This window comes from Cellulomonas citrea (assembly GCF_009829685.1).
In the GTDB taxonomy this organism is placed as follows: Bacteria; Actinomycetota; Actinomycetes; order Actinomycetales; family Cellulomonadaceae; genus Cellulomonas; species Cellulomonas citrea.
The window spans coordinates 1-1,116 of sequence record NZ_VWSD01000311.1 but is presented as its reverse complement, the minus strand read 5'-3'; the positions used below and the strand labels follow the sequence as shown (position 1 = coordinate 1,116).

1 protein-coding gene and 1 pseudogene are annotated in these 1,116 nt (G+C 75.2%); one reads left to right on the top strand and one right to left on the bottom strand.

What is annotated here, in order from left to right:
• Positions 1 to 162: 162 nt before the first annotated feature.
• Entirely contained in the window at positions 163 to 663 is a 501-nt protein-coding gene (locus tag F2B26_RS16400) for a hypothetical protein (protein ID WP_159811144.1), read from the bottom strand.
• 224 nt (positions 664 to 887) lie between these two features.
• Here F2B26_RS16400 and F2B26_RS16395 point away from each other — a divergent pair.
• A pseudogene (locus tag F2B26_RS16395) lies at positions 888 to 1,116 on the top strand (hypothetical protein); the annotation flags it as partial.

The window sequence follows — 1,116 nt, the reverse complement described above, 5'->3', positions numbered from 1 at the left end:
CCTGGCGGGCGCCGGGCGCGACGGGGGAGTCGGACGACGACGACGGGTCCGCCGGCGACCGGGTCGACTGACATCGGCCGCCGACTGGGCCGACCGACGTTGTCAGACGGTGCGCCGGCCCGGCCGGTCACCGTGTGACGCCCCTGCCGGGCGCCGCGCGGCTCAGCCGGCCGTCGGCCTCAGCTGCAGGTTCGCGATCTGCTTCTTGTACTGCGCGGTGCAGGCGTCCTGGGCGGACTGGGTGAGCGCCGCCTGCTGGCACCGCTCGTAGCCGGACTTGGCCGGCATCAACGCGATCAGCTGGGTTCCGATCGCGACACCGAGCAGGGCCGAGAGCGTGAGCATCCCCGCCAGGACGACGAGCGGGGTGCCCGCATGTGCCCGCCAGGCCCGCACGACGGCACGGGCACCGACCACGACGGCGACCAGGCCGAATCCGATCGCCGACAGGTACCACGGACTGGGCAGCGCGACGACGAGGATCCCGGCGATGAGCAGCAGGAGGGTCGTGCGCACCGATGCGGCGGCCTTCGCCGCCTCGACCGGGTCCGGCGGCTGCGGCGGCGGGGCCTGCGGCACCGGTGAGCTGCCGTCGGGCCGTACGCGGGGGACCGGGTCGGGTCGGGGCCGCGTCGGGTCCGGTGGCGCGTAGGGGTTGCTCACCGGGTCATTGTCGCCCACCGCGCCGGGCGCACCGCAGCCGTCAGGCCCGCGCTGGGTAGGGTGGCCAGCCGTGAGCACGCCGCACCCGTCCACCCGCCGGTCCGGCCGGGTCGTCGTCCTGGCGTCCGGTGCGGGGTCGACCCTCGCCGCACTGCTGGCGGCCCAGACCGACCCCGCCTACCCGGCGCGGGTGGTCGCCGTGGTGAGCGACCGCGGTCTCGACCATGACGAGGCACAGCGCCTCGGCGTCCTGCTCGGCCGGGGTCGGGGCGCTCATGCGTCACACGGCCGGTGCGATCGCCGCGCTCATGGGCTTCCTGCTCGTCATCGAGAACGTGTTCGCGGCGATCCCGTGGAAGCCGCTTCAGATCATCAGCCCGCGTTCCTCGACCACGGCGCCCGCTGGCAGGGCCTGTCGGACGGTCGAAGGCGGCGCGCATCTGCGCCACGGCC